We start from the raw sequence: 3,445 nt of genomic DNA, 5'->3' as shown, positions 1-3,445 counted from the left end.
GATCCTGACCGAGCACGGTGTGGCAGTGGTGCCCTCGGCGCGCACGCTGCAACGCCACTTCGCCCGCCTTGAGCTGAACACCCGACCCGACGGCACCACCCCGGGAGTGTTCGGCCGGTTCGAGGCCGCCGCACCGAACCAGCGGTGGACCGGGGACGCGCTGCACGGGCCGGTCATCGGCGGGCGTAAGACGTACCTGATGGCGTTCATCGATGACCACTCCCGGGCGCTGGTCGGCTACCGGTGGGGCCATAGCGAGGACATGCTCCACCTCGCGGCGGCGTTACGCGCTGGCCTGTCCGCGCGGGGGATCCCGCAGGTGGTGTACCTGGACAACGGGTCAGCGATGGTCTCCAAGCAGCTGCTGCGCGCGCTGGCCGTCCTGGGGATCCGGTTGACCCACTCCAGGCCCGGTCAACCCCAAGGGCGCGGGAAGATCGAACGGTTCTTCCGCACCGTGCGCGAACAGTTCCTCATCGAGCTCACCGCCCCCGGCGCGACCGAGCAGGTCAGCGGACTGGCCGAGCTGAACGAGCTGTTCACCGCGTGGGTCGAAACCGTGTACCACCAGCGGGTCCACACCGAAACCGGGCAAGCACCCCTGGCCCGGTTCCTGACCGGTTTCGCGGGGGATGGCCCGCCGCCGACCCCGACCCCAACCCAGCTCCGCGAGGCGTTCTTGTTCTCCGAGCATCGCGCCGTGACCAAGACAGCCACCGTCTCGCTGCACGGCAACACCTACGAGGTCGACGCCGCCCTGACCGGGCGTCGCGTCGAGCTCGTCTTCGACCCGTTCGACCTGACCGACATCACGGTGCGCTACGCCGGCCGCGAAGTCGGCACCGCCATCGCGCACGTCATCGGCCGGCACGTGCACCCCGCCGTCAAGAGCGACTCCACCGCCGCGCCGGCGCCGGTCACCGGGATCGACTACCTGGCCCTGGTCCGCGACCGGCACACCCAGGTCATGACCCAGCGCGTGAACTACGCCTCGATCACGCAACCCGCCGTCCACCCCCAGGCCGCCGCCAATGCCGTACTGCCCGGGCAGGTCGACCTGCTCGACCTGCTCGACCCAACCCCCACCGTCCACCACGAACCCGACCATCAGGAGATCCCGTGACCCTTGACCGACTCCAAGCCCACTACGGCTTCACCAGAACGCCGTTCGGCAAGGCCCTGGCCCCCAGCATGCTGCACCGGCACACCGCCCATGCCGAGGCCGTCGCCCGGATCGGCTGGTGCATCACCGAACGCGCCCTGGGCGTGGTCACCGGTGAGGTCGGCGCCGGCAAGACCGTCGCCGTGCGCGCCGCCCTGGCGAACCTGGACCCCTCCCGGCACACCACCATCTACCTGGGTAACCCCGCCGTCGGCGGCCGCGGCCTCTACGGCGGGATCGTCACCGCCCTGGGCGGCGAACCCCGCTTCCACAAAGCCGCCCTCATCCCCCAAACCGTCGAGCTGCTCGCCGCCGAAGAACACGAACGCGGCCGCACCGTCGTCCTCATCCTCGACGAAGCCCACCTCCTCACCAGCGACCAACTCGAAGAGCTCCGCCTGCTGACCAACGCCGACATGGACTCCCACTCACCCTTCGCGTGCCTCCTCATCGGCCAACCCACCCTGCGCCGCCGGATCAAGCTGGGCACCTTCGCCGCCCTGGACCAACGCATCGCGCTGCGCTACACCCTCACCGCGATGAGCGACACCGAAACCAAGAGCTACCTCGCGCACCACCTCACCCTCGCCGGCCGCTCCGACCCCCTCTTCTCCGACGACGCCACCGCGCTGATCCACCAAGTCGGCCGCGGTACCCCCCGAGCCATCAACAACCTCGCCGTCCAAGCCCTCGTCGCCGCATACGCCGCCGGCAAGGCCATCGTCGACGAGACCTCAGCCCGAGCCGCCGTCACCGAGGTCACCACCGAATAGCCAACCGCGTCACCCCGACGAGCACCGCGACACCCTGACCACCAACAGCCCCGCCGGACCCCCGGCGGGGCTACCTCATACCCCCACCACGTCCCCACCGACAGTGACGCCCACATCCTCAACCGACGCGTCCGTCAACAGAGGAGTCGTTCCAGCGAGTTCCGCGAGTTCGGCGCTCCGCAGGACGAGATCAGTCATATGCGGGCCTCGCCTTCTGATCGCTACCTGTCCCATGTGCTCCGTGGGGAGTCAGTGCGTTCACGAACGCATCTGGATCGTCGACATAGAGCAGGACTTCCGACGCTTTGAAGCCGGCGATCGCGTCCTTCTTGGCCACGGGCGGATCTGCAGGGACCGGCGCGGCAAGTCGAATGCGCACGTTGGTGCTTTGGAATTGGGTGAGCACCAGCTGGCTGCCCTCTGCGAACGGGTGCGCGTGGGTGTGGTTGGCGTGAGGTTCCACGGACAGGATGTTCGAGGTCGGCGTGGTGAGGACGTTCTTGTAACCCCATCGCAGGTGCAGCGCACCGGTAGAGACGAAGTGCGGGTGGACTCTGCGTGCAGCGAAGAATCCAAAGATGAACAGCGCTCCCCAAACAGTGAGCACCAGCAGCACGATGCGTAGCCACTGCCAGGGGACGATGAAGTGCACGACCACGAGCTCGCCGAGACAGAGCGCGAGCATGACGGCAGGCATGGCGAAGGTGCCTCTGGTGTACCCGAACGGTGCCGACCCGGGCGGGACGCGCCTTCGGCGTGCGATGGCCAGGCACAGGCTCCACATCGAGCGGATCTCAGAGAGCGCTGGTCTCACCATCGGTTCCTCGGCCTTGAGCCGGTCAAGGAAATTGGCGTTGCCCGGCCCTGCGGAGCGTCCGAGGTTCCTGAACCGCACGAAAGTAATGGCGGCGAAGACGAGGATCAGCGGGACCTCGATCAGGAGGAAGAGTCGAAGCGCCATCTCGGGGCGGAGCACGTCCGTGAGGTTCAGGATCAGCAGGGTGACTACCACTGCCACTGTGAGTCCTGTGTGTGCGCGGTGCGCGGCTCGCAGCCACGCAGATTTCCTCGTCATGCCCCTAGCATCAACTATGACCCAGCGTCGTACTCAAGTCGCCGTTGTGGCGGGTCGACCGGCGGTGACCCCTTGACTACTCGCGACTGTGACGCGTTGCTGAACTTGGGGGATGGGTGCTGTTCCTCTGTGGTTCCCCCCGAGGTCGTGTCCAGCGGCCGGTGTAAATGAGACGGGCGTAGGTTCGGTTTCGAGACCGCTCAAAGTCATCGAAGAAAGGACCCTACGCCCGTGTCTGCACGAGTATCACCCACCGATCGGATCCACGCCAGGATCGACGCCCTGTTCGCGCAGGACCGGCCGCTGCCGGAGGTCTTGGAGGAGGTGGCCCGCCTCGGCGCGCAGCTGTTGATGCAGGCCGCCCTGGAGGCCGAGGTCACCGAGTTCCTGGGCCGGGAGCGCTACCAGCGCGCCGCGACCATCACCGACGCCCGG

The 3,445-nt window shown here is 67.6% G+C and carries 3 protein-coding genes and 1 pseudogene; 3 read left to right on the top strand and 1 reads right to left on the bottom strand.

Going from position 1 to position 3,445, the window contains the following annotated elements; all coding sequences use genetic code 11:
- Both BN11_RS20140 and BN11_RS20135 read left to right on the top strand, forming a co-directional pair.
- The coding region (locus BN11_RS20140; protein ID WP_048699566.1) for a DDE-type integrase/transposase/recombinase at positions 1 to 1,123 on the top strand (1,123 nt) is incomplete at its 5' end.
- Positions 1,120 to 1,935, top strand: a complete 816-nt coding sequence (locus tag BN11_RS20135) for an ExeA family protein (RefSeq protein ID WP_048699567.1) — start codon at positions 1,120 to 1,122, stop codon at positions 1,933 to 1,935. The genes BN11_RS20140 and BN11_RS20135, both read left to right, overlap by 4 nt.
- Positions 1,936 to 2,125: 190 nt before the next feature.
- Here the strand turns inward: BN11_RS20135 and BN11_RS20130 are convergent, their stop codons facing one another.
- Complete coding sequence (locus tag BN11_RS20130) at positions 2,126 to 2,953, bottom strand: hypothetical protein (protein ID WP_162213302.1); 828 nt, start codon at positions 2,951 to 2,953, stop codon at positions 2,126 to 2,128.
- A 288-nt stretch (positions 2,954 to 3,241) separates the two neighbouring features.
- Here BN11_RS20130 and BN11_RS24480 point away from each other — a divergent pair.
- Positions 3,242 to 3,445, top strand: a pseudogene (locus BN11_RS24480) (IS256 family transposase); the annotation flags it as partial.

Source organism: Nostocoides australiense Ben110, assembly GCF_001050535.1.
Classification (GTDB): Bacteria; Actinomycetota; Actinomycetes; order Actinomycetales; family Dermatophilaceae; genus Nostocoides_A; species Nostocoides_A australiense.
Note: the sequence above shows the minus strand (reverse complement) of the source record. Positions and strands in the feature narration are given on the sequence as shown.